The organism is Pseudomonas sp. 8O (assembly GCF_902506495.1).
GTDB lineage: Bacteria > Pseudomonadota > Gammaproteobacteria > Pseudomonadales > Pseudomonadaceae > Aquipseudomonas > Aquipseudomonas chaetocerotis.
Window position 1 is genome coordinate 2,158,462 of record NZ_LR733264.1, and the last position, 22,319, is coordinate 2,180,780.

Consider the following 22,319-nt stretch of genomic DNA (forward strand, 5'->3'; position numbering starts at 1 on the left):
TTCAACGACTCAATTGGGGTTATCGATGTTGCTGATTTCTTCCTGATAAATCCGCATCCCACGTGCCTGGTAATTAGCCAATGCAGCTGGATGATCGAAGGTGCAGGTGTGTACCCAAACGCGCTCGGTCCCCGGCCACTGCCAGGCCGAGTGAATGGCATGGCTGAGCAGTGGGCCACCTAAGCCGCGGTCGAGAAACTGCGGAGCCAGGCCGAAGTAGCGGATTTCCGTGCTGCGCCCGTCAGGACGGAACAGCTCGTAGTAACCTGCGATAGCGCCACGGTGATAGGCGACCCAGGTTCGGTGCGCTGGACTTTCGACCATGGCTTGCCACTGTGCGTCGTCCCAGCTATCCAGATCACCCCATTCCCAGGTCGAGCCGACCAGTTGGTAGAGAAAGCGATTGAGCGCCGGTTGCGGCTCTTCGCACTCAATGATCTGCAGGTCGCTGCGCTGAGGTTTGACGCGCAGTTGCTCGGTGCTGGTCATCTCCAGGTAGTAGGTGGTGTAGGGCTGGCTCATCACGAACCTCACAGGTAAAGCCCGACTATAACCCGGAGGCTGACGTGCCCAGGTCATCAAGGGTGGACAAGAAGAGTCTTGTCTACCCTATGCGCTAGTCCATAAGCGGCGCTGCTGATTAAGCCGACCGAACAGTGTCCGGATATGGTCGCTCGCTTGGATAGGCTGTGATGCCTATGGCTATCCGTGATTGGTGTGGTCGAATTGCAGACCTCACTCCAGGCAAAAGGCTGCCGTTGTTCGGCAATACCCTGCCGTTCTTGGTCGATTAATTGAACGCGTACGAGGCTAACTCTCTGTTGTTCCTGGGGGCTGGGTGAACAGTCTTGCTTGGCGCGAGTCTTGCCTCAGGTGATCTTGTCAATAACGTGCCGGAGGCATGGTTTCGATGAGAGTCGATGCAGGAACAAGCTACCCATACGTGAATCAGCGCCAGCAAACTTCCGCCAATCATTCAGTTGCTACGCCCTCTTTGGCCGCTCAATCTGCCACTCAGATTGATGGCACCAAACAGAGTGATTTCACCAGCATGACCCGCCAGGAAATGCGTGATTGGGTCAATACTCAAATCAGCAACGGGGAAATGTCACTTGATGACAGGCGGCCCTTCATGGCTATGACCTTGAAAATTCCGGTAGGCAGCCTCAGCGGCGAGATACCTGCAGAACGTGATGGCGCGCGTCACGATTTCACGCAGAAGATTCGGGACGGTATCGAGGGCGCACAATCGCGTAATGACGGAGCGACTCAGAGAATGCTGGAATCCGCTTTGCAAATCATCCAGCGGTCTCAGGGGCAGGTCAGCAGGGTGGATGTGCGGGCCTAGGTACAAGGGATCGGTTTACCGACCCCTTTCGCGAGGCTCAAACCCACCTCACAGCCAACTCCAGGAAACCCCCGTATACACCCCAAACCCTTCCCCGGGCGTGGAGCGCGCTACATCCGCGCCGTTGTCGTCATAGCCCGGCGTAACGGTGGCGGCATAGCGTTTGTCGGTCAGGTTGCGCAGGTCGAGCCAGGTTTGCCAGTCGTCCTTCGGCGAGGCGTAGCCGAGGGTGGCGCCGAAGGTGGCGTAGGCATCGGCGTAGTAGGAGTTGGCGTAGTCCACCGCGACCTTGGAGGCGTATTGGGTGTTGAGGCCTGCGTAAAAGCCGCTCGGGTGGTCGTAGCGCAGTTCGGCCTGGTAGTAGTGGCGTGGCAGGCCAGGCAGGCGGTTGTCGCCGAAGGCATCGTCGTCGCGGTAATGGAAGTCGCTGAAGGTGTAGGCCTGGCGCAGGCTCAGGGCGCCAGCGGCGCCACCTTGCCACAGCTGGCTGGTCAGGCCGGCTTCGATGCCCTGATGCACGGTGGGGCTGGCATTGGATTCGGCGAAGACGTTGGGCTCGATCTCGACGGTGAGCAGTTCGTGGCGCACCTGCGAGTAGTAGTAGGCCAGCTCCCACTGGCCCAGCGCGGAATCACCGCGCCCGCCGACCTCGAAGGTGGTGGCGGTCTGGTTGTCCAGGCTGATGGCAGCGCGCTGGCGCGCGGCATAGGGCTGCGTGGTGGTGCTGGAGAAGCGCAGTGGCGAACTCCAGAGCATCGACCAGGCATGCGGCGGTTCCACTGAACGGCTGATATTGCCGTACAGCTGCACCTCGGGGTTGAGCTGATAGCGCAGGCCGATACGTGGCGCGTAGTCCCAGGTGCTTTCGTCGAGCTTGTCGTCGGTGGCCGGCCAGGTCACCTGCACGTCGCGGCGGGTATGGATCAGCGCCAAGCCGCTGGTCAGCCACAGGTCAGGCGTCAGCTCCAGTTCGTTGCCGATATGCAGCACGTTGTCCGAACCCAGGTGCTCGTAGTCGCGCATCAGGGTGCCGGCCGGATAGGGCGTGCCGTTGACGTTGATCGGCAACGCTGCGGTCTCTTTCGCTTTGCTGCTCGGCAGGTTGGTGGTACTGCGCCAGCCGATGGTGGTGCTGCTGTTGAGCCCGAACAGGGTATGCCGGCGCGTGTAATTCAGGCTGCCACTGATGTCGCTGTAGTCCACGCGGATACGGTAGGCGCCGCCTCGGTAGGCGGTCTCGGTGATATCCATGGGGTAGTGGTGATAGGCCAGGCCGGCGACCAGGGTGGAGTCGTCGTCGATGCGCCAGGTGGTCTTGTTGGCCAGCCAGGTGCTGCCGGGCTGGTCACGGTGGGCGTCGATGCGCAGGTTGGCCGCAGCGGCCTGGCGTGGGTCGTCCTTGAGCTGGGCCTTGCTCAGGCGGCCGGGCGTTTCGTGCTCGGTTTCGCGGTAGCGCAGGTAGAAGCGCGTCTCCAGATTCTCGTTGAGCCGATAGCCGAAGTTGGCGGCCACGCCTTTGCCCTTGCCCGATGAGTGATCCTGATAGCCATCGGTTTGGCTGTCGGTGAGGGCGAGGTAATAGTCGAAATCGCCCAGCACCTGGCCCGAGGCGATGTTGCGCTTCTGGTAACCGTAGCTGCCGGTTTCATAGCGCAGTTGCAGCTTGGGCGCGGTGTAGCCGGTGTGGGTGATGTAGTCGATGGCGCCGCCCAGAGCCAGCGAGCCGCGATCGAAGCCATTGGCGCCACGCAGCACTTCAGCGCGACTTATCCACAGGGGTTCCAGCAGCTCATAGGGCGTGCCGCCAGAGCCGGTCAGCGGCAGGCCGTCGAGCAGGATATGGGTGCCGGAGGCATGCGAGCCGGGGCCACGGTTGATGCCCGAGCCGCGCACGCTGATCTTGACGCCCTCGTTGCCGGGCGACTGCGCATAGACTCCGGGCTGGTAGGCCAGCACGTCGGCGACGCCGGCCACTCGGCCCTGCTCGACCTTGTCCATGTCCACCAGGTTGGTGGCGCCGGGGACCTGTTTCAGCGCTTCCTGCGCGGCCTCGATTTCGCTCAGCGGTGCGCCACTGATTTGCATGGCGTCCAGTTGCATGGGCTGCTGAGCCAGGGCGATTGGTGCTGCCAGGCAGTTGAAGGTCAGCAGGGCCAGGCGGGCCGGTCGGGCGTATAGCGGCTGGGGCAACATGCGAAGGTTCCATTGAGCGGGCTACGAGTCTGTCTGATGGATGACGCAGGCGATTCGTCACCATCGCCCGCCACCCTACAGAATCCTTCGTTCAGACGCCTGACGCGTTGCCAGCCGTTTCACTCGGCGGAGAAAAACGCGGTTACCTGTGACTGCGCCACGGCGCGGGCCTCCAGCAGGGCCTGATCACCTCTGGCGGTACCCTCCACACAGAAGAAGTGCATGTTCCTGAGGCCCACCGTGGCCAGGGCCGCCTGCAGGTAGGGGCGCAGGAAGTCTGGTTGCCGCGCCTGCTCACCGCTGATCAGCCCACCTGAGGCCAATGCCACGTACACCGGGCGGTCACGTAGCAAGCCAACCTTGCCTTGCGGTGTGCCGTTGAATGTCATGCGTATCCGCACGATGTGATCGACCCAGGCCTTGAGTGCCGAGGGGACGGTGTAGTTGTGCATGGGGGTGGCGATCAGCAGCACATCTGCTTCGTCGAGCTGACGGATCAGCTCGGCGGAGCGGCGCAGGGCGCTGCCGGGCTCTGTCTGGTCACTGTCAGAGGGAGACGCCAGAGCCATGGCATAGTCCCGGTCGACATGTTGCAGATCGTTGAGGTCGACGTCCTGTACCTCCAGTGAGTGCCGACCAGCGAGGCCGTCGAGCACCTGGTGAGACAGACGCAGGCTTTCTGATTCAGCGCCACGCGTGCTGCTGATCAGGCGCAGTACACGGATAGCTGCAGGCATGGGCGTAACCTCTCTGAGATCGGGCTTCAGGCCAGGTCAGCCTTGTCCAGGCCGAACTGCTTGTCGGCGGAGCCCGGCACGTTACGGAAGGCCACGCTCAGGCGATTCCAGCCATTGATGGCGACCACCAGGAAGCTCAGGTCCGACAGTTCCTGCTCGGAGAACTGCTCGCGTACGCTGGCGTAGATGGCGTCGGACACGCCATGCGGCGACAGTTGGGTCAGGGCTTCGGTCCACTCCAGTGCGGCGCGCTCCTGCGCGGAGAACAGCGGCGATTCGCGCCAGACGACGACATGGTGCAGGCGCAGCTCGCGCTCGCCATGGATCTTCGCTTCCTTCACGTGCATGTCGACGCAGAAGGCGCAGCCATTGATCTGCGAGGCGCGCAGCATGACCAGATGAGCCAGCGGCGCGAGGAACGGGCTGCGGGTCAGCAGCGTGGAGAATTCGGCGTACTTGCCGGAGGCTTTGGGAGAGAGTGCAAAGTAGTCGAGGCGCTGGCTCATGGTCATCATCCGTATGCGAGTTGAGAAGAAACCGATGCCCCTCTGCAACTGGCAGAACCACTGTGGCTCGGTGGGGACGAATGTACGCAGCAGTGGTCTAGCCACATAGATCCATTTTCGCGGATTTTTATTGATCCACTTTGCGCAACGGTCCTATTCGCTGTCTGGCCATCAATGACTGCCAGCGCCCACCGAGTGGCAGCAGGTAGGCTGCGGCCTGTGCGCCACAGCCTTGAGTCAAGCGTGGAGAGGTCTCAGGCCGGTTGATAGTTCAGCGGCCGCCTCGACGACTCGGGCAGTGCCAGGCCCCCCGCCAGGGCCAGCAGGGCGATGACGATCAGGTAGTAGGCCGGCGACATGCGATTGCCGGTTGCCTCGATCAGCCAGGTGGCGATCAGCGGCGCGGTGCCGCCGAAGATCGTGTAGGCCAGGTTGTAGGTGAACGCCGAGGCGGTGTAGCGCACGCGGGTGGGGAACTGCTCGGACAGCAGCACGGCGGTTACCACGCCGCAGATCACTGCACCGACGGCCAGCAGCATGGCGCCCAGGGCTGAAGCCAGCAGGGTGCCCGAGGCGGCCAGGGTAAAGGCCGGATACACCGCTACAATCAGCGCCACCCCGGCAGTCAGGATGGTGCGGCGGCGGCCAACGCGATCCGAGTAGCGACCAACGAAGGGGCATAGCAGGGCGGCGAATAACAGCGCGATCAGGCTGGCCAGCAAAGCCGCCGGCCGTGCTGCGCCACCGACGACCTGCATGTAGGTGGTCAGGTAAGTGGTGAACATGTAGAACGACAGCGCCGTAGCGGAGATGAATGCCGACAGGCAGAGCACGGTGCCGCCGTGCTCGCGCAGGGTTTCGCGCAGCGGCGAATGTTCCGGATGAGGCTGCGCCGTCAGGGCCTGGAAGGCCGGTGATTCGTCCAGGCGCAAGCGCATGTACAAGCCGACCAGGCCCAGCGGTGCGGCGATCAGGAAGGGTACGCGCCAGCCCCAGGCCTGTATCTGCGCTTCATCCAGCCACAAGCCCATGCCGAACACCAGCCCGGCCGCGCAGGCGAACGCCATGAAGGTCGAGACTGGCACGAAGCTGCCATAACGCGCCTTCTGCTCGGTGGGCGCGTGCTCCATCACGAAGGCGCAGGCGCCGGCATACTCGCCACCGGCGGAGAAACCCTGCAGGCAACGCGCCAGCGCCAGCAGCAATGGGGCGAACAGGCCGATGCTGGCGTAGGTCGGTAGCAGGCCGATCAGCGTGGTGGCGCCGGCCATCAGCAGCACCGTGATCGACAGCACGCGCTTGCGTCCGATGCGATCACCAAGAATACCGAAGACGATGCCACCGAGCGGGCGCAGGGCAAACGACACGGCAAACACGGCGAAGGTCTGCAGCAGCGCCAGGGTCGGATTGCCCGGCGGGAAGAACAGCGAGGCGATGGTTACGGCGAGAAAACCGTAGACGGCGAAGTCGAACCACTCGACGAAATTGCCGATGGCCGAGGCGGCGATCACCTTGTGCAAGGTGGCCGGGCTGACCTGCTGGCCTGCGTTGATAGCATTCATGCGACGCTCCTGATCCCTGATTTAGACGGCTTCAGGCAGGTTACGGAGCGATGGCCGGGGCGGGCGCTTCGCAGGCGACAGCGGCGTTGCCGTGAGCGACCTCAGCCCTGGGGAAACTGCGCCGGATCGGAAAAGCAGGCGCGCAGGTGATCGAACACCAGGCGCACACGCGGTGGCACGGGACCTTGCTGTGGGCGGTAGATGAACAGCTGCCAGGGATCGGGCGCCTGCTCCGTCAGCACCGCCTGCAGGTGGCCGCTTTGCAGATACGGCTGCGCCAGGTAGGCAGGCAACTGGCCGTAGGCCAGGCCGGCAAGCACGGCTTCCAGCTCGGCTTCGGGGTCGTCACATACCAGCGCTGGCGCGGGCGGATGCAGGCTGGGGCCGTGGGCGAATGTCCATGGCCAGGGACGTCCGTTCTTGCGGTCGATCAGCACCGACAGCGGCCGTTGCTGCAACTCGTCGAGGTCACGCGGCGCGCCGCTGGCAGCGATCAGTTCCGGTGTGGCCACCACTTGCAAGGGTACTGGTGCCAGGGCCCGAGCGACGTAGCGGCTGTCACGCAGGAAGCCGACGCGGATGCCGATGTCGATCTGCGCTTCCACCGCGTCGGTGATCTCGTCCTCCAGGCGCAGGTTCAGTACCAGTTGCGGGTGCTGCTTGAGCAAGGGCTGCAGGAACGCCACCAGAAAGCGCTTGCCGATGGCCTGTGGCGCGGTGATGCCGATGCGCCCGGCGATGGCCGATTCGGCATCGGCGCGGTGGCCGCGAAACAGCGCGTCGAAATCCTCCAGCATCTGCCGGGCGCGCAGCGCATAGGCCTCGCCGAAAGCGGTGATATGCACCTGGCGGGTGTTGCGGTGGAAGAGAATCTCGCCGAGCTCCTCCTCCAGCGCCTTGATCGCACGAGTCACCGCCTGCGGGGAAACCCCCAGGCGAGTCGCTGCCTCGCGGAAGTTGCTGCAGTCGGCCGCGCTGCAGAAGATGCGGATCATCTCCATGCGATTGAGCATGTCGGGGTGCCTCTGTATTCCAGAATGTGGAATAGCCTAATCCAAACTCTTCCATTCATTGAAACTGAAATCACCTCTAACGTGAGCCCATGTCCGGCGTATGGCACGGACACTCCAACGAATCGAGAGAGGGCTTACCCATGAGCAACAACATTTCCGGCAAGGTCGTGGTCATCACCGGCGCCAGCAGCGGCCTGGGCGAAGCCGCCGCGCGTCACCTCAGCCAACTGGGCGCCAAGGTGGTGCTGGCGGCGCGGCGCAAGGAGCGTCTCGAGCAGCTTGTCAGCGAGCTGGTTGCCGCTGGCGGCGAGGCCGTGGCCTACCAGACCGACGTGACCCGCGCCGATGAGGTCAAGGCGCTGATCCAGGGCGCACTGGACACCTTCGGCCGCGTCGATGTGCTGGTCAACAACGCCGGGCTGATGGCCATCGCGCCACTGAGCGACGTGCTCGTCGAGGAGTGGGAGCGCATGATCGACATCAACATCAAGGGCGTGCTGTACGGCATCGCTGCTGCACTGCCGGTGTTCCAGCAGCAGAACGCCGGGCACTTCATCAACATCGCTTCGGTGGCCGGGATCAAGGTGTTCAGCCCGGGCGGTACCGTCTACAGCGGCACCAAGTTCGCTGTGCGCGCCATCTCCGAAGGCCTGCGTCACGAGGTCGGCGGCAGCATCCGCACCACCACCATCGAGCCGGGCGCGGTGGACTCCGAGCTGAAGTTTGGCAGTGCCCACCAGCAGAGCCGCGACTTCGTCGTCGACTTCTACAAGCAGGCGATTCCGGCTGAGTCGGTGGCGCGCGCCATCGCCTACGCCATCGAACAGCCGGCCGACGTCGACATCAACGAGATCGTCCTGCGCCCGACCGTGCAGGAGTTCTGATTCACCGCTGCTGCGGCAGGCGCTTGCGATGCGGGCCTTCACAGGCCAGCATGCGAGCGCCTTTTTCGTTATCAGGAGTCTGCATGAGCGCGCACATCCGTCCCGTCGACCTGGCCAAGGCCTACCGCCTGCTCAACCACGGCCCCACCGTGCTGGTGTCGGCTCGTCATCAGGCTGTGGATAACGTCATGGCGGCGGCCTGGTGCTGCGCCCTGGATTTCGACCCGCCGAAGCTCACAGTGGTGCTGGACAAGGCCACTCGCACTCGCGCGCTGATCGAGGGCAGTGGCCTGTTCGCCATCCAGGTGCCGACGGTGGCGCAACTGCAACTGACCCAGGCGGTAGGCAACACCAGCCTGGCCGACGATCCGGCGAAGCTGGCGCATGCCGGCGTCGAGTTGTTCACGATGGAAGGCCTCGACCTGCCGCTGGTGGCGGGCTGCTCGGCCTGGCTGGTCTGCCGGTTGCTTGATGAGCCGCATAACCAGCAGGCCTACGACCTGTTCATCGGCGAGGTGATCGCGGCTTGGGCGGACGAGCGCGTGTTCCGCGACGGTCGCTGGCATTTCGAAACGGCCGACCCGAGCCTGCGCAGCCTGCATCACGTTGCGGGCGGTCATTACTACGCGATTGGCGAGGCGCTCAAGGCCTGAAGTGACAGGGCCCATGATAAGGATCATGGGCTCTGGAGAGGGCGTTTCAGCGATAAGTGCTTTCGATGATCCGCCGAGCATCGGCATTCGCCTGCTCAAACGACAGCTCCGTATCCTGCAGGAGCGCCACCAGTTGCGGGTTCTGCAGGATGTCGGCACCCGGTTCGAGCATCTGGGCACGGCGCGACAGCACCATGTACAGGGTGACCTGCTCGCGCGTCTCTACGTAGGGCAGTTCCAGCGCGGTGAACATGGCCTGGCGGATGAAGTCGCGACGGTGCTCCGTCTCCATGCCCTGCAGAACCTCGGGATCGTTGAGGTGGATGGTCGCCGAATAGCGGCCGATATCCTCTTCGCGCGCTTCTGCGTACATGGTTTCCTTGCTGATGACCCGTTTCTGGAGGCTCTCATAGAGCTTGTCGCTGGAATCGAGTTGCTTGGCATCCATCTTCTGACGCAGCTGCTCTTGCTGTTCGGCGTGGTCGTCGCCGACGATGCGTGACCAGGCCAGGCTGGAGGCCAAGTCCTCGTCCGCTTCGTAGCGATAGGCAAGAGCGCTTTGCGATTCACCATAGCCATGCAGAGCCGAGCGCTCCAGCCAGCGCTTGGCACGCTCCGGGTCCCGCTCCACGCCTTTGCTACCGATCTGGTAGATGCGCCACATGCCGTACTCTGCGCACCAATCGTTCTGGCTCGCGGCATAGGCGATGTAGTTGAAGGACTCCTGATCCTTCTCGGCCTGGGATTTTTCCTGGTCTCTGTCGGCAATCAGCGACAGGTAGCAGAAGGCCCGGTTGTGTTCGGGAGCGGCGAAAATCAGGCAGCTTTTGGCGTTTGCCGTGTCGTTGGCGTTGAACAGCTGCATGCCCAAGCCATAGAGAATGTCGCTGTCCATTTGCGCTGTGCAGTACGAATTTGCCTGCGCAGGGGGCAGCACGGTCTTCAGCGTCAACTTGGGCAGGGTGGCGTTGAGATCCGCAGTCGTATCGTGCTGCTCGGGCGTGCTGGCACAGCCGAGCATCAGAGCGGAGAAAACTACTGGCAGGCAGTGAAAGTGCCGCATATTGATCGTCCTTAATCGCTGGTTGGATATGCCCGGACGCTGGTCGTTCGGTGCATCGGTAGGGCGGCATTCTATCGGTCAGCGTCATCCTGGCAAGGTTGTGTCCTCAGGCTGTGAGGCAGGTAACACTCGCAACCGTCCTTCCTTGTATTAGCGCGCCAACGGCAACGCCACGCCGATCAACACGAAGAGCACGCCGCAACTGCGGTTGAAGGCACGGCCGCCACGCTGCAACCAGGGACGTACGCGAATGGCCAGCAGTGCCAGCAGCAGCTCGACGAGAAATTCGACCACGGCGAAGGTCGCTGCCATCACCACGAACTGCACGGCCAGGCTGCGCTGCGTGTCGACGAACTGCGGCAGGAAGGCGCCGTAGAACAGGATCACCTTGGGGTTTGACAACGCCGACAGCAGGCCCTGGCGAAACAGCCGGCTGGCGCTGGGGCGGGCGCCGCTATCGGCCAGCGTCAGGTTCATCGGCGGCGAGCGCCACAGCTGCACGCCCAGCCAGATCAGATAGGCGCCGCCGATCCACTTCAGCGCCAGCAGTGCGCTGGGCGCGGCCTTGAGCAGGGCACCGAGGCCGAACATGGCCAGGGCGATCAGCGTGCTGAAGCCGACCACGCCGCCGAGGATGGTGGCCAGCGCCATGCGTGCGCCATACAGCCCGCCGTGGGTCAGTGCCAGCAGGCTGTTGGGGCCGGGCGTCAGCGCCAGGCCGAGGGTGGCGACGAAGTAGACGAGCCAGAGTTCGAGGGCCATGCGGGTCTCCTGTGAGGGCGCGGCCAGTCTAGTCAGCGGCAGGTGTTGGAATAAGGTAGATTCTGGTCATCTAACGGTTTATTTTGGACTTTTCATGGCCGAAAACCCCGATCTGCGTTTTCTCCTGCTGCCGTTGCCGGAGTTCGCCCTGCTGCCGTTCGGTGGTTTTCTCGACAAGTTGCGCTTCAGCGCCGACGACGAGGACTACAGCCGCCAGCGCTACTGCGCCTGGAGCATTCTCGGCCTGCAGCCGGGGCATGTGCTGTCCAGCAGCGGTGCGGCGCTGCGCATCGAGGCCACGCCGGACGAGCTGAAGCTGGCTGACTACGACTACCTGGTGTTGTTCGGCGGTCGCAACGCGCAGGCCACCGCCGCGCTGGCACCGGCTTACCAGCCGTTGCTGCGCCGTGCGGCGCGCGCCGGAGTGAAGCTGGTAGCGATCGACAACGCCAGTTTTCTGCTCGCCACCTGCGGCCTGCTCGACGGCCATCGGGTGGCGGTGCACTGGCGCCATGAGGCGGAATTCCGTGCCAGCTTCCCGCACCTGCGTCTGGCTCACGAGCGCCTGTATTGCCTCGATGGCGCGCGGATCTCCTGCGCGGGAGGCACGGCGGCCATCGATCTGGCAGTGGAGCTGCTGGCCCAGGGCAGCGGCCGGACGAGGGCGCTCAAAGGCCTGGCCGACATGCTGGTGGACGAGACACGCAGCGGCCAGCACGCGCTGCGTTCGCTGCACGCGACGTCGAGCGGCGAGCGTCATGTCGACCGCGCCATTGCCCTGATGCGCCACGGCCTGGCCAGTGCCGACGGCATCGAGCAGCTGGCGGCCAGCGTCGGCATCAGTCGTCGTCAGCTCGACCGGCTGTTCCACGCCAGCCAGGGCATGAGTGCACGCGAATACTGGAACGAGCTGCGCTTGCAGCACGTACGCTGGCGCCTGCTCAATTCCAGCCACAGCCTGGCGCAACTCGCCGACGAGATTGGCGTCAGCGATGCCAGCCATCTGGGCAAGCTGTTCCGCCAGCGTTTCGGCCTGGCGCCCGGCACCTTCCGCCGTCAGGGCGGCGCAAACTCCTCCAACTTGTAGGTGCCGCGTCCTCGCGGCGAATGTCAGGGCAACGCCGGTATGGCGGTGTCCGCAATCGCTTCGCGCCGGGGCGGCGCTCCTACAGGCTTGCCAGCAGCGGCAGCCAAACCGAAGCGAGCAGCAACACAGCCATGCAGCGGTTGAACAGCAGCAGCCTGGCCGGTTGTCGCAGCAACTTCGCACCGCCAGCGCCGAGCAGACCCCAAACGATGAGGCAGGGCGTCGACACCAGCAGGAACAGCGTTGCGTAGCCCGCCACCGCGCCGAGCGAAGCCTGGCCATCGAGGAAGATCGCCGTGACCGAGACGGTCATCAGCCAGGTCTTGGGATTGATCAGTTGCAGGCCGGCGCCCTGGGCGAAACCCTGACGCTGGTCGATGCTGCGCTCGTCCAGGCTGGCGGTGTCGGCGCGCATCAGCTTGCAGGCCATCCAACTGATCCAGGCCGATCCGGCCCAGGTCATCACCGTCTGCAGCAGCGGGGCGCGGGCCAGCAGTTCGCCGAGGCCCAGGCCGACCACCAGCAGCATCAGACTGGCCGCGAGACTGGCGCCCACGGCGATGGTCAGCGCGATGGACAGACCGAAGCGGGCGGCGCTGCCGAGGATCAGCAGGTTGGTCGGGCCGGGTGTGATCGAGGCCACTGAGGCGAAAAGGATGAAGGGCAGCCACTGGTTCATGGCAGAGCCCGGCGGGCAGTGAAAGACATTTGGCATCGCGCCATATCGGGATATGGCGCGATTGTCCGGGCAGCTATGTCAGTGGTCTTGAAGCTTTGTGCAGAGGTTGCGGTAGGCGCCCGGGGTGAGACCGTTGGCGCGGCGGAACCAGCGGCCCAGGTGGCTCTGGTCGGCAAAACCCAGGTCGCTGGCGACATCCGCTGGTGCCGTGCCGAGGGCCAGCAGACGGCGGGCGCGCACCAGGCGCAGCTGGATCAGGTAGCCGTGTGGGGCGATGCCGAAGGCGGCCTTGAAGGCGCGGCTCAGGCGAAAGCGGTCGACGCCGCAGACGTGCGCCAGTTCGTCGAGGCCGATGTTCTCGTGAAAGTGCGCATGCAGGTACTCGCGTGCGCGCAGGGCCACGCTGGCGATCTGCGGGTTGCCCGGCAGGCGCTGGCGCCAGTGCAGGCTGCGCGAGATCCGCTCCAGCAGCGCATCCAGTGCGGCGTCGCGCACCATTCGCGGCTCATCGTCACTCAGCGCCTGCAGGGCATTGGCGATGCACGGCAGCAGGCCGGGGTCGTCCGGCTGGGTGAGTGGTACGCCGGGCAGGCAATCGCTGGGCGCCTGCTCGAACAGCGCCGGCAGCGCGCGCTCCAGCCAGGCTGGCTCGAGATAGAGGGTGGAGTAGGTGAAGCCGCCCGGTGTCGGTGCATGGCCGTCGTGGATGTCGCCGGGCTCGAGGAAGAAGGTTTGTCCCGGCAGGCTGCTGAACAGCGCACGGCGGCAATGGAACTGCTGCACGCCCTGTTCGGTGAAGCCGATCAGGTAGCTGTCGTGCCAGTGCGGATCGTAGGCGTGGCCCTCGAAATGCGCGCGGATCACCTCAATACCGGTATCGGCATCCTGCTTGAGGTCGACCCATGACTGCGCGTTCATCGCCTGCTGCCCGTTTGTGCTGTGAACGTCAGAGCTTAGCGCGTTCGGCGAGCAGGACTAGAAGGTTTGTGCAGGCGCCTTTCGTAGGAGCTGGCTTGCCAGCGATCAAGGTGTTCGACGGTGCTGGATCGCCCGCAAGCGGGCTCCTACGGGTTGGGATACCGGCACTTGGTGCGTGGGGTCTGTAAGGTGTGCGTAGACGCGCTTTTCGTAGGAGCCGGCTTGCCGGCGATCAGTATGTCCGATGGTGCTGTATCGCCCGCAAGCGGGCTCCTACGGGTTGGGATACCGGCACTTGGTGCGTGGGTCTGTAAGGTGTGCGTGGACGCGCTTTTCGTAGGAGCCGGCTTGCCGGCGATCAGTATGTCCGATGGTGCTGTATCGCCCGCAAGCGGGCTCCTACAGATCGGGATACCAGCGCGGCGTGTAGACCCACTCTCCGCCATCTGCGCGGGGGAAACGGCGGGTCTGGCTGGAACCGATGATCACCAGGGTGCGCATGTCGACCATCTCCGGGGTCAGCTCGCCGAGGGTGAGGCTGCGCAGCGCTTCGGCGGGCCGGCCGATATCGCGACCGAGCACCACCAGGGTCTGCGGTTCGCGGTGCTGGCGCAGCAGCTCCAAGGCGCGACCGAGCTGCCAGGGGCGAGCCTTGGAGATCGGGTTGTAGAAGGCCATGGCCAGGTCGGCGATGGCGGCGTGCTGCAGGCGTTTTTCGATCACTGCCCAGGGTTTGAGGTTGTCGGAAAGCGAGATCAGGCAGAAGTCATGACCCAGCGGCGCGCCGGCCTTGGCGGCAGTGGCCAGGGCGGCGGAGACGCCGGGCAAGACCTCCAGTTCGACGCCGTGCCAGGCGTTGTTCTGCGGGCTTTCCAGCGCTTCCATCACGGCGGCGGCCATGGCGAACACACCGGGGTCGCCCGAGGAAATCATCACCACCCGGCGGCCAGTGGCGGCCAACTCGAAGGCGTGGGCGGCGCGCTGCAGCTCCTCGCGGTTGTCGCTGGGGTGCAGGCGTTGCTCGGCGCGCAGCGGGCCAGCCATCTTCACGTAGGTGTCGTAGCCGAGCAGGTCTTCGGCTTCGTCGAGGGCGCGGCGTACGGCCGGAGTCATGTGTTCGGCAGCGCCGGGGCCGAGGCCAACCACGCTGAGGCGTCCACGGCGCTGGCCGAGGCGCTCGATATCCAGCGGCTGCTCGTCCAGCAGCAGGCGTAGGCCGTCACCAATATGGTGTTCGGCTGGCAGCGCGGATGTGCTGTGGATAAAGCGCAGCGGCAGTTTCAGTTCCTGTGCCGTCGCGTGCAGTTCGGCGTTGGCCATCCAGCCTTTGTCCGCGAGCAGCACAGCCAACGCTTGCGGCGCCAGGTTGGCGGCGGTCAGCGCCTGCTGCAGGCGCGCGAGCAGTTCGGCGCCGGGGCGTTCGATCAGCGCGGCGGCGCAGCGCGGGTGGATCAGCAACTCGTCCGGTTGCGCGGGGCGCGCCTCTGCGGTGATGTGGATAACCCGACTGGCGGCTTTATCCACAGGCAGTTGCGCGGCCTCCAGCCAGGGCGCCTGGCCTTCGATGCGTACCGTCTCGCCGCCGAGCAGGTCGCTGACGAAGCGCTTGCCCTGCTGCAGGTCGGCCAGTGCATAGCCGGCTGGCGGCTCCAGCAGGCAGGTGCCGAAGCGCAGTTCGCCGCTGGTGGTGATGGCTGCCGTCACGCCCAGGTGCGCGGCGATCTCGTGAGCCAGGCGATTGACCCCGGCCAGGCCGCCGAGCAGCGGCACCACGGCGCTGCCGTCTTCGGCCAGGGCCAGCACCGGCGGCTCGGCGCCCTTTTCCGCCAGCAGCGGGGCGAGGCTGCGGATGACGATGCCGGCGGCGCACAGCGCCACCAGTGGCTCGCCTGCACGGTACAGGGCGCGCAGGGTGTCGCCGAAATCGTCGTAGTGGCACTCGGCGCCGTCGGCGCGCCCGCGCAGGCCATGGATCACGGCCTGTGGATAAAGCGCCTGGAGGCGGTGTGCAGTGGCCAGCGCGCTGGCGCCGAGGATGACGATGTTCATGCGGTAAATCCTGTAGCCCGGATGCAATCCGGGGAATGGGTGTCCCGGATTGCATCCGGGAGGTCAGGCAGCGATCCGTGGGAGGAGCTTCAGCGGCGATTGTCGCGGCTGAAGCCCCTCCCACAATGACGGTGTATCAACGAGTACGGAGCTGACGCCTTTTTCATCCACCAGAGTGTGCGCGCGTTTACCCCCGCCACTTCTGCCCAGGCACCAGGATCATCGAGAAATACGGCGAATCCATCGGCTCCACCTCGTCCAGCGCGACGATCTTCTGGCTGGCCATGGTCGCGCGCTCGACATAGTGAGCGCGGCCATCCAGACCGAGTTTGCGCAGCACCCGGCGGACCTTGTCGAAGTTGCGCCCGAGCTTCATCACCACGGCGGCTTCGGCGTCGCGCAGGCGCTGTTCCAGTTCGTCTTCCGGCAGCACGCCGGACAGCACGCTCAAGCTCTGGTTGCGATACACCAGCGGGGTGCCGAGCACCGAGGCGCAACCGAGCATGGAGCACACGCCGGGCACCACCTCCACCTCATACCGGCCGGCCAGGCGGTCGTGCAGGTACATGTAGGAACCGTAGAAGAACGGGTCGCCCTCGCAGATCACCGCCACGTCCTGGCCTGCGTCCAGCAGGCGAGCGATCTGCTCGGCGCAGGTGTCGTAGAAATCGGCGATCACATCCTCGTAGGACAGCGGCGGGGCCAGCTTCTCGGTGGTCACCGGGTAGACCAGCGGCAGGCGCTGCTGGGCGGCGTCCAGATGCTCTTCGATGATGCCGAAGGCATTCCCGCCATGGCCGGCGTTGTGCTTGGCCTTGGCCACGAAGTAGGCCACCACGGGTGCGCTTTTCAGCAGGCGCAGGGCCTTGAGGGTAAGCAGCTCGGGGTCGCCGGGGCCGACACCGAGGCCAAGCAGACGGCCAGCCATCACTCCACCTCCGAGGCGAGGGCGTTGACCGCCGCTACCGCCATGGCACTGCCGCCACGACGACCACGGACGATCACGTAAGGTACGCCACGGCTGTCTGCGGCCAGGGCATCCTTGGATTCCGCGGCGCCGATGAAGCCCACCGGCATGCCGATGATCAGCGCTGGTTTCGGCGCGCCGGCGTCGAGCATTTCCAGCAGGTAGAACAGCGCAGTGGGCGCGTTGCCGATCACCACCACACTGCCGCCCAGGTGTTCGCGCCAGTGCTCCAGGGCCACCGCCGAGCGGGTATTACCGACTTCGCGGGCCAGCTCCGGAACGCCGGCATCGTGCAGGGTGCAGATCACCGGGTTATTGGCCGGCAGGCGTGGGCGGGTGATGCCTTCTGCGACCATGCGTGCATCGCAGAGAATCGGCGCGCCAGCCAGCAGGGCCGCACGGCCGGCAGCGCCGGCATCGGGGGAGAAGCGCAGGTCTTGCACCACATCGACCATGCCGCAGGCGTGGATCACCCGTACGGCCAGTTTTTCCAGGTCGGCGGGGATGCCGTCGAGGTTGGCTTCGGCGCGGATGGTGGCGAAGGAGCGGCGGTAGATTTCCTGGCCGTCGCGGATGTAATCAAGCATCGGGTGTTCCTGCGGAGTGTTGGCGGGCGAACCAGGCGCCGGCCTCGTCGATGGTCATGGCGGGCGCCAGCAGGCGGCCGAAACCGGGCGCCTCGGGCGTGCGTTGATAGAGCTGGTAGTGGTCAGGCGTGCTGGCCAGCAGGGTGTAGGGCTGCACGCGAGCGCTGGCGCAACTGCGCGGGCAGGCGCTGAGGTGCACCTGTGGTCGCGCGCCGCTTTCGCGCAGCAGGTCGGCCAGGTGCAGGGCATGGTGCTTGCTATCGGCCAGGCCGCGTGCGCAGGCGGCCGAGCCGGTACAGGCGACCAGACCAAGCAGCGGCTCGTCGACGTGGGTCAGCAGGCCCAGTTCGCCCAGTGCTGCCAGCAGTTCACGGCTGGCGGGTTCGGGCACATTGCCCAGCAGCACGCCTTGCCAGGGTGTCAGGCGCAGCTCGCCGTCGCCGTGGCGCTCGCTCAGCTCGGCCAGCGCCAGCAGTTGTTCGGCGTGCAGTCGACCGAGCCGGGCGCCGGCCAACACCATGTGCAGGCCATTCTGCGCCTGTGGATAAATCCCTGCCGGGGTGTGTTCGATCGTTGCGGCAGGCTGCCACGCCGGGGGGGCCTGCAGGGTGAAATCCAGGCGTGCCTGCAGGCGTTGCAGCAATTCGTCGGCAGGGATCTGCGTCAGCAACTGGCGCATGCGTGATTGCTCGGGAGTCGCCAGTTCGAGGAACAGCAACAGGAGTTCGCGCACCAGCGTGACCGCCTGGGTCGCCTCGATTCGCGCCAATGGCGTGTCGATGGGGCAGCCGGCCAGGCCCAGCAACAGGTGCTGTTCATCCTCGGCGGCCAGCCACAGGTCGTGGGGGTGTGCGCGCATGGCCAGGGCTTCGCCGCCGTCCAGCTGCAGGGCGAATTTGGGGGAGAGGGCATGCAGCGCTGGAGTGTCCTGCAGCAGGTCGAGCAACTGGCTGGCCAGCGGGCGCACGTCCATTCGCGCCTGCGGGTCGAGGCCGGCAGCAGGGCTGAGCAGCAGGTTGCGCACATCGTCAGCGGCGGCCACGCGCGGGCCTAGACCGGCGCTCAGCAGGGCGTCGATCAGTGCGCTTTCCTGGCCGGGGAGCACGCCACGAATCTGCAGGTTGCTGCGGTTAGTCAGCTCCAGCACGCCGCTGGCATGTAGCCGCGCTGCCTCGGCAATCGCCCGCGCCTGCGCACAGCGCAGCACACCGCCAGGCAGCTTGATGCGGCAGATGCCGCCATCGAGCGCTGGGACGATGCGCAGCAGACCGGGGCAAGCGGAGGCCCGGGGCAGGATTGATTCGACGGTGATGGAGCGGTCGCGCACAGGGTTCACCAGCAACAAAGACGCGGCGACCGAACCAGCGAAATCCCATAGGGGACTCCATGGCATCGGTACACCCCGCCCGATGTTGGCACTCGCGACCAGCGTTCGTCGGCAGGTCTCCTGGCTGACAGGTCTTTATCTGCCGCGGCCTTCCCGGAAATCCAGTGGCGCGGTTGCGGCAGACTCGCTGTTTACAGTTGCGGGGGCAGCCACGGTATTACCGTGTTCCCTCTTCGAGCCTGTCTACGATCTGCTGCGCGTCGGCCCTGCTGCGTTAAAAGCAGACTCGGAATGCTCATGTGCTACAGCACACTGCGCTTCCTCGCCTGCTTTTATTCGCTGGCGCTCACCCTCCGGGCCAGCCTTTGGCTGTTACTCCCGTTGGTCGTTGCGCCTTGCATGGCTCTAGCTCGCGAGATCGTAAACAGACTCTTAGGCCCATTTATAAAGGACACCGACGAAGGCGCTATTATGCCCGCTTTGCCCGGAGCGCGGACAGGCGGTCCGTCGGGCCTGTGCGAGGACATTGGATGAAACCCTGGTTGACTCTGGTCGGTATCGGCGAAGACGGTTATCCCGGCCTGGGCAAGGCCGCGCGCCGCGCGCTGCTGGCAGCCACGCGCATCGTCGGCGCGCCGCGCCAACTGGCGCTGCTGCCGCCGTGCATCAGCGGCCAGCGGGAAACCTGGCCCAGCCCCTTCGACCTTGAGCCGCTGCTGGCGCGGCGTGGCGAGGCGGTGTGCGTGCTGGCCAGTGGCGACCCGATGTTCTACGGCGTTGGCGCCAGCCTGGCGCGCCAGGTGCCGGCCGACGAGTTGCAGGTACTGCCGGCGCCATCCTCGGTGTCGTTGGCGGCGGCGCGTCTGGGCTGGCCGTTGCAGGAGGTGGAGGTGCTGTCGCTGGTGGGGCGACCGCTGGCCACGCTCAATGCCCGGCTGTATCCCGGCATTCGCTTGCTGGTATTGAGCGCCGATGGCGACACACCCGCGCAGGTTGCCGAAGCCCTGCGTGCGCGCGGTTTCGGTGCCAGCCGCCTGACCCTGCTGGAGCACCTTGGCGGGCCTGACGAGCGCCGCCTCGATGGCCTGGCCGCGAGCTGGAACCTGCCGCGCGGCGCCGATCTCAACCTGCTGGCCGTGGAGTGCATGGCCGACGCCGAAGCGCAGCTGTTGCCGCCGACCTGCGGCCTGCCGGACGAGGCCTACCGCCACGACGGCCAACTGACCAAGCGCGATGTGCGCGCAGTGACCCTGGCGCGCCTGGCGCCGCTGCCCGGCGAGCTGCTGTGGGATGTCGGCGCCGGCTGCGGCTCCATCGGCATCGAATGGATGCGTGCGCACCCGGCCTGTCGCGCTATCGCCATCGAGGCCAACGAGGGGCGTCAGGATCATATTCGCCACAACCGCGATGTTCTTGGCGTACCCAGCCTGCAACTGGCCGCCGGGCATGCGCCCGAGGCACTGGCCGGGTTGCCGGCGCCGGATGCGATCTTCATCGGCGGTGGCGTCACCGTGCCTGGCGTGCTGGATACCTGCTGGGCCGCGCTCAAGCCGGGCGGGCGTCTGCTGGCCAATGCCGTGACCCTTCAGAGCGAGATGGCGCTGGTGGCCTTCCGCGAACAGCAGGGTGGCGAGCTGCTGCGGCTCACTGTGGCTCAGGCGCAGCCGCTGGGCGGCTTCGATACCTGGCGCGCGGCGCTGCCGATCACCTTGCTGGCGGTGCGCAAGCCGTGAGCGCGCGCATCCTGCTGCTCGGTGGCATCACCGAGGCGCTGCGCCTGGCTCGTCGTCTGGGGCCTGAGACGGTCTACAGCCTGGCCGGTCTGGGTCGAGTGCCGGATGACCTGCCGTGCCGCGTGCGTGTCGGTGGTTTCGGTGGTGCCGAAGGCCTGGCCGCCTTTATTGCTGCTGAAGGCATCGAGCTGCTGCTGGATCTGACCCATCCCTATGCGGCGCAGATCAGCCATAACGCGGCGCGTGCTGCGCAGATCACCGGTGTGCCCTGCTGGGCGCTGCGTCGTCCTGGCTGGCAACCTGGCGCCGGTGATGACTGGCGCGAGGTGGACGACTGGGATGAACTGACCCGCGCGCTGGCACCTTTCGAGCGGCCATTCTTCACCTCCGGGCGCGAGCCGCTGGCGCACCTGCACGAGATTCCCGAGCACCAGCACTGGACGGTGCGCTGCCTGCAGGCCGAGCCGGCGCCGCCGCGCGCCGAGATCATCGGTGCGCGTGGGCCATTTACGCTGGACGAGGAGCGTGCGCTGTTCGCCCGTATCCGTTGCGACGTACTGGTGAGCAAGAACAGCGGCAGCGCGTCCACCGAGCCGAAGTTGCAGGTGGCGCGCGAGCTGGGTCTGCCGGTGTTGTTGTTGCGCCGGCCTGAACTGCCGCTGGTGACGCGTGAGTTCGCCGAGCCGAACGCCCTGTGGGAGGCGCTTGAGCGGCAACTGGACGGCTGCCGCTGATCGTTCCCACGCTCCGCGTGGGAATTCAGCTCTGGACGCTCTGCGTCCATCACGTTGGCACAGCAATCAACCTCGCCAGGCACGACGCGGAGGGTCACACGCGCAGGTGCCCACGCGGAGCGTGGGTACCATCGGTATTCCAAATGCTTGCCGTCGGCATGCTCCGCGTCCCTGCTAGACTGCCGGCCCGTTCTGGAGACCGTCATGAGCCAAACCCCCTACGCCCGCATTCTGTTCATCGGCCCCGGCCTGGGTCGTGGTGCCTCGGCCGAGCGTTTGCAGCAGCGCATCGGAGCGCTGCTGGGCGATGTGCACCTGCATGACAGCGAGCAGGAAAGCTTCTGGCTGGCGATAGACGAGGCACCACGGCCATTGCTGGTGGTGGATCTGGAGCCGCGCGCCGATGCTGCGCACCGCGACTGGCTGCGCGAGCGCATAACCGAACGGGGCGGCGGGGCAGGGGTGTTCGTGGTCTGTACGGCGCTTGAGGACACCTGGCTCGATGGCCTTGGCGCGCTGCTTGCGCATCGCGAGGCGCATCTCCCCTGCAGCGATGTGCCGCCTGTGCCGGCCCATCACGCCTGGTCGCAGATCCCGCCGCATGCGCAGCGCCTGCTGCTGTGCAACGGCCCGCGCTGCACGCGCAAGGGTGCGCTGGGGCTGTGGAAAACCCTGCGCCAGCGGCTCAAGGCCGCGGGCAAGCTGGAGTGCGAGGGTGGCGTGCACATCACCCGCAGCCAGTGCCAGTTCCCCTGCGACCTGGGCCCGACCGCGAGTCTTTATCCACAGGGTGAGTGGTATGGCATCAAGGACGAGGCGGCGGTGATTCGTCTGGTGGATGAGCGCCTGGTGGCGGGTAGGTCGTTGCCAGAGTTGCGTATCGATGAGCAGGGCAACAATTAGCAACTCGGATTACGCCTGCGGCCAATCCAGGCTACGAGCAGTCGCCGCCAAAGCGTCTGCCACAATTGCCCCTGCGCCTTGACTTGAGCGGATGCGGGTGGTCATATCCGCCCCGCTTCAGGTGTCTCACGCCGCCGCGCGTGAGGTGAAACGGGAAGTCGGTTGAAGTCCGACGCTGCCCCCGCAACGGTAAGCGAGCGACCGCATCGAAACGCCACTGTGCGCCACGCGCATGGGAAGGCGATGCGTTCATGACCCTCGCAAGCCCGGAGACCGGCCTGGAGTCGTTTGTGTCTGGCAACCCGCGGTGGGCGGGCGTTGACTCCAGTAGGGCGCCCTCGTGCCCCTGTCTGCTGTTGCGCATTTCCATCGGATTGCCGTGCCTTTTCTCTTTGCGATGGAAGCAATATGGCGCGCCATTTCCGCTACAAGAACCTCTTTTCTTCCTGCCTGAAAGAAGGGCCTGAGCCCGTTTCAGGTTACCTGCAAAACAAGATAATGTTATGTTATAACAATAACATTATCGCTTCAGGCCAGGGCCACCAGCAGTCGTCACTGGCCGTTGCAAGGCCCGATTCCAAAGCCTCGAAGCGACTCGACGAGCCTCTTCAACG

General features: G+C 65.5%; 21 protein-coding genes and 2 riboswitches. Of the genes, 7 read left to right on the forward strand and 14 right to left on the reverse strand.

Going from position 1 to position 22,319, the window contains the following annotated elements:
• Window positions 1-9: 9 nt before the first annotated feature.
• A complete protein-coding gene (locus tag GV002_RS12750) occupies window positions 10-522 on the reverse strand; it encodes a GNAT family N-acetyltransferase (protein ID WP_160018715.1) in 513 nt (170 codons plus the stop codon).
• A 421-nt stretch (window positions 523-943) separates the two neighbouring features.
• On the opposite strand from GV002_RS12750, the gene GV002_RS12755 reads away from it, so the two are divergent.
• Window positions 944-1,348, forward strand: coding sequence for a hypothetical protein (locus GV002_RS12755; protein ID WP_218580341.1), 405 nt, complete (start codon window positions 944-946; stop codon window positions 1,346-1,348).
• A gap of 48 nt (window positions 1,349-1,396) precedes the next feature.
• Here GV002_RS12755 and GV002_RS12760 read toward each other — a convergent pair whose 3' ends face one another.
• The 5 genes from GV002_RS12760 to GV002_RS12780 form a co-directional block, all read right to left on the reverse strand.
• Window positions 1,397-3,541 carry a TonB-dependent receptor family protein gene (locus GV002_RS12760; RefSeq protein ID WP_160018717.1) on the reverse strand — a complete coding sequence of 715 codons (2,145 nt, stop codon included), beginning with the start codon at window positions 3,539-3,541 and terminating at the stop codon, window positions 1,397-1,399.
• 119 nt (window positions 3,542-3,660) lie between these two features.
• On the reverse strand, window positions 3,661-4,278 hold the full coding sequence (locus tag GV002_RS12765) for an FMN-dependent NADH-azoreductase (protein WP_160018718.1): 618 nt from the start codon (window positions 4,276-4,278) through the stop codon (window positions 3,661-3,663).
• Window positions 4,279-4,304: 26 nt separating this feature from the next.
• A complete protein-coding gene (locus GV002_RS12770) occupies window positions 4,305-4,793 on the reverse strand; it encodes a carboxymuconolactone decarboxylase family protein (protein WP_160018933.1) in 489 nt (162 codons plus the stop codon).
• A 245-nt stretch (window positions 4,794-5,038) separates the two neighbouring features.
• The gene (locus tag GV002_RS12775; protein WP_160018719.1) at window positions 5,039-6,346 is read right to left on the reverse strand and encodes an MFS transporter; all 1,308 of its coding nucleotides are present in this window, start codon (window positions 6,344-6,346) and stop codon (window positions 5,039-5,041) included.
• A gap of 101 nt (window positions 6,347-6,447) precedes the next feature.
• Window positions 6,448-7,359 carry a LysR family transcriptional regulator gene (locus GV002_RS12780; RefSeq protein ID WP_160018720.1) on the reverse strand — a complete coding sequence of 304 codons (912 nt, stop codon included), beginning with the start codon at window positions 7,357-7,359 and terminating at the stop codon, window positions 6,448-6,450.
• 140 nt (window positions 7,360-7,499) lie between these two features.
• Here GV002_RS12780 and GV002_RS12785 point away from each other — a divergent pair, with 140 nt between their 5' ends.
• Together GV002_RS12785 and GV002_RS12790 are read left to right on the forward strand one after the other, a co-directional pair.
• Entirely contained in the window at window positions 7,500-8,243 is a 744-nt protein-coding gene (locus GV002_RS12785) for an SDR family oxidoreductase (RefSeq protein WP_160018721.1), read from the forward strand.
• Window positions 8,244-8,326: 83 nt separating this feature from the next.
• Window positions 8,327-8,896, forward strand: coding sequence for a flavin reductase family protein (locus tag GV002_RS12790; RefSeq protein WP_160018722.1), 570 nt, complete (start codon window positions 8,327-8,329; stop codon window positions 8,894-8,896).
• 46 nt (window positions 8,897-8,942) lie between these two features.
• Here GV002_RS12790 and GV002_RS12795 read toward each other — a convergent pair whose 3' ends face one another.
• A complete protein-coding gene (locus GV002_RS12795) occupies window positions 8,943-9,959 on the reverse strand; it encodes an SEL1-like repeat protein (RefSeq protein ID WP_160018723.1) in 1,017 nt (338 codons plus the stop codon).
• Between the two features lie 150 nt (window positions 9,960-10,109).
• Window positions 10,110-10,721, reverse strand: coding sequence for a LysE family translocator (locus GV002_RS12800; protein WP_160018724.1), 612 nt, complete (start codon window positions 10,719-10,721; stop codon window positions 10,110-10,112).
• 94 nt (window positions 10,722-10,815) lie between these two features.
• On the opposite strand from GV002_RS12800, the gene GV002_RS12805 reads away from it, so the two are divergent.
• Complete coding sequence (locus tag GV002_RS12805; protein WP_160018725.1) at window positions 10,816-11,808, forward strand: GlxA family transcriptional regulator; 993 nt, start codon at window positions 10,816-10,818, stop codon at window positions 11,806-11,808.
• 79 nt (window positions 11,809-11,887) lie between these two features.
• On the opposite strand, the gene GV002_RS12810 is transcribed toward GV002_RS12805, so the two are convergent.
• The 6 genes from GV002_RS12810 to cobG form a co-directional block, all read right to left on the reverse strand.
• Entirely contained in the window at window positions 11,888-12,487 is a 600-nt protein-coding gene (locus GV002_RS12810) for a LysE family translocator (protein WP_256667068.1), read from the reverse strand.
• A gap of 78 nt (window positions 12,488-12,565) precedes the next feature.
• Window positions 12,566-13,405, reverse strand: a complete 840-nt coding sequence (locus GV002_RS12815) for an AraC family transcriptional regulator (protein WP_160018727.1) — start codon at window positions 13,403-13,405, stop codon at window positions 12,566-12,568.
• A 399-nt stretch (window positions 13,406-13,804) separates the two neighbouring features.
• A complete protein-coding gene (cobJ, locus tag GV002_RS12820; RefSeq protein WP_160018728.1) occupies window positions 13,805-15,454 on the reverse strand; it encodes a precorrin-3B C(17)-methyltransferase in 1,650 nt (549 codons plus the stop codon).
• A gap of 187 nt (window positions 15,455-15,641) precedes the next feature.
• Complete coding sequence (locus tag GV002_RS12825) at window positions 15,642-16,382, reverse strand: precorrin-2 C(20)-methyltransferase (protein WP_160018729.1); 741 nt, start codon at window positions 16,380-16,382, stop codon at window positions 15,642-15,644.
• Window positions 16,382-17,008, reverse strand: a complete 627-nt coding sequence (locus tag GV002_RS12830) for a precorrin-8X methylmutase (RefSeq protein ID WP_160018730.1) — start codon at window positions 17,006-17,008, stop codon at window positions 16,382-16,384. The genes GV002_RS12825 and GV002_RS12830 overlap by 1 nt, the downstream gene beginning before the upstream one ends.
• Window positions 17,001-18,401: a precorrin-3B synthase gene (cobG, locus tag GV002_RS12835; RefSeq protein ID WP_160018731.1), complete on the reverse strand. Its 1,401-nt coding sequence runs from the start codon at window positions 18,399-18,401 to the stop codon at window positions 17,001-17,003. The genes GV002_RS12830 and cobG overlap by 8 nt, the downstream gene beginning before the upstream one ends.
• Window positions 18,402-18,427: 26 nt before the next feature.
• A riboswitch (cobalamin riboswitch) is annotated at window positions 18,428-18,615 on the reverse strand.
• 250 nt (window positions 18,616-18,865) lie between these two features.
• On the opposite strand from cobG, the gene cbiE reads away from it, so the two are divergent.
• The 3 genes from cbiE to GV002_RS12850 all read left to right on the forward strand — a co-directional run bounded on the left by cbiE (window position 18,866) and on the right by GV002_RS12850 (window position 21,705).
• Window positions 18,866-20,068 (forward strand): precorrin-6y C5,15-methyltransferase (decarboxylating) subunit CbiE, encoded by a 1,203-nt coding sequence (gene cbiE, locus GV002_RS12840; protein ID WP_160018732.1) that lies wholly within the window; start codon window positions 18,866-18,868, stop codon window positions 20,066-20,068.
• Window positions 20,065-20,802 (forward strand): cobalt-precorrin-6A reductase, encoded by a 738-nt coding sequence (locus GV002_RS12845; RefSeq protein ID WP_160018733.1) that lies wholly within the window; start codon window positions 20,065-20,067, stop codon window positions 20,800-20,802. The genes cbiE and GV002_RS12845 overlap by 4 nt, the downstream gene beginning before the upstream one ends.
• A gap of 204 nt (window positions 20,803-21,006) precedes the next feature.
• Window positions 21,007-21,705: a (2Fe-2S) ferredoxin domain-containing protein gene (locus tag GV002_RS12850; protein WP_160018734.1), complete on the forward strand. Its 699-nt coding sequence runs from the start codon at window positions 21,007-21,009 to the stop codon at window positions 21,703-21,705.
• A 102-nt stretch (window positions 21,706-21,807) separates the two neighbouring features.
• Window positions 21,808-22,002, forward strand: a riboswitch (cobalamin riboswitch).
• Window positions 22,003-22,319 lie beyond the last annotated feature (317 nt).

What these genes read in the sequence shown, in the direction of transcription:
- GV002_RS12750 (WP_160018715.1), bottom strand. Translation starts at nt 522, where the DNA reads ATGAGCCAGCCCTACACCACCTACTACCTGGAGATGACCAGCACCGAG.
- GV002_RS12760 (WP_160018717.1), bottom strand. Translation starts at nt 3,541, where the DNA reads ATGTTGCCCCAGCCGCTATACGCCCGACCGGCCCGCCTGGCCCTGCTG.
- GV002_RS12765 (WP_160018718.1), bottom strand. Translation starts at nt 4,278, where the DNA reads ATGCCTGCAGCTATCCGTGTACTGCGCCTGATCAGCAGCACGCGTGGC.
- GV002_RS12770 (WP_160018933.1), bottom strand. Translation starts at nt 4,793, where the DNA reads ATGATGACCATGAGCCAGCGCCTCGACTACTTTGCACTCTCTCCCAAA.
- GV002_RS12775 (WP_160018719.1), bottom strand. Translation starts at nt 6,346, where the DNA reads ATGAATGCTATCAACGCAGGCCAGCAGGTCAGCCCGGCCACCTTGCAC.
- GV002_RS12780 (WP_160018720.1), bottom strand. Translation starts at nt 7,359, where the DNA reads ATGCTCAATCGCATGGAGATGATCCGCATCTTCTGCAGCGCGGCCGAC.
- GV002_RS12785 (WP_160018721.1), top strand. Translation starts at nt 7,500, where the DNA reads ATGAGCAACAACATTTCCGGCAAGGTCGTGGTCATCACCGGCGCCAGC.
- GV002_RS12790 (WP_160018722.1), top strand. Translation starts at nt 8,327, where the DNA reads ATGAGCGCGCACATCCGTCCCGTCGACCTGGCCAAGGCCTACCGCCTG.
- GV002_RS12795 (WP_160018723.1), bottom strand. Translation starts at nt 9,959, where the DNA reads ATGCGGCACTTTCACTGCCTGCCAGTAGTTTTCTCCGCTCTGATGCTC.
- GV002_RS12800 (WP_160018724.1), bottom strand. Translation starts at nt 10,721, where the DNA reads ATGGCCCTCGAACTCTGGCTCGTCTACTTCGTCGCCACCCTCGGCCTG.
- GV002_RS12805 (WP_160018725.1), top strand. Translation starts at nt 10,816, where the DNA reads ATGGCCGAAAACCCCGATCTGCGTTTTCTCCTGCTGCCGTTGCCGGAG.
- GV002_RS12810 (WP_256667068.1), bottom strand. Translation starts at nt 12,487, where the DNA reads ATGAACCAGTGGCTGCCCTTCATCCTTTTCGCCTCAGTGGCCTCGATC.
- GV002_RS12815 (WP_160018727.1), bottom strand. Translation starts at nt 13,405, where the DNA reads ATGAACGCGCAGTCATGGGTCGACCTCAAGCAGGATGCCGATACCGGT.
- cobJ (WP_160018728.1), bottom strand. Translation starts at nt 15,454, where the DNA reads ATGAACATCGTCATCCTCGGCGCCAGCGCGCTGGCCACTGCACACCGC.
- GV002_RS12825 (WP_160018729.1), bottom strand. Translation starts at nt 16,382, where the DNA reads ATGGCTGGCCGTCTGCTTGGCCTCGGTGTCGGCCCCGGCGACCCCGAG.
- GV002_RS12830 (WP_160018730.1), bottom strand. Translation starts at nt 17,008, where the DNA reads ATGCTTGATTACATCCGCGACGGCCAGGAAATCTACCGCCGCTCCTTC.
- cobG (WP_160018731.1), bottom strand. Translation starts at nt 18,401, where the DNA reads ATGCCATGGAGTCCCCTATGGGATTTCGCTGGTTCGGTCGCCGCGTCT.
- cbiE (WP_160018732.1), top strand. Translation starts at nt 18,866, where the DNA reads ATGAAACCCTGGTTGACTCTGGTCGGTATCGGCGAAGACGGTTATCCC.
- GV002_RS12850 (WP_160018734.1), top strand. Translation starts at nt 21,007, where the DNA reads ATGAGCCAAACCCCCTACGCCCGCATTCTGTTCATCGGCCCCGGCCTG.